Raw genomic sequence first — 281 nt, 5'->3', positions numbered from 1 at the left:
TACTTAAATCATTTTTTAAACGAATAGCGCTCATTGCGCCCAAGTGCAATAATCTTTTTAGATCTTTATCAGCAAAAGAGGATACTCTTGGTTTTCTAAATATTGATGTTCCCGATATGTTTTCAAAAGGAGCCACACCGGCATAACAGGCAAGTTTTCTTGGCTCAGTTATGGTTTTAAATTCATTGGTTTTCACTAACAAATTCCAAGCTAAAACCTTTCCAACTCCTGGGGTAGATACAAGTTGTTTCTGTAACGTTGATAATTTTTGATCTTGCTTT

1 protein-coding gene is annotated in these 281 nt (G+C 34.9%); it reads right to left on the bottom strand.

From position 1 onward, the window contains the following. Window positions 1-281, bottom strand: a 281-nt coding sequence (locus JJQ60_RS21910; protein ID WP_201924778.1) for a transposase, incomplete at both ends; no start/stop codon positions are given.

The organism is Aquimarina mytili (assembly GCF_016735115.1).
Taxonomy (GTDB): domain Bacteria; phylum Bacteroidota; class Bacteroidia; order Flavobacteriales; family Flavobacteriaceae; genus Aquimarina; species Aquimarina mytili.
Note: the sequence above shows the minus strand (reverse complement) of the source record. Positions and strands in the feature narration are given on the sequence as shown.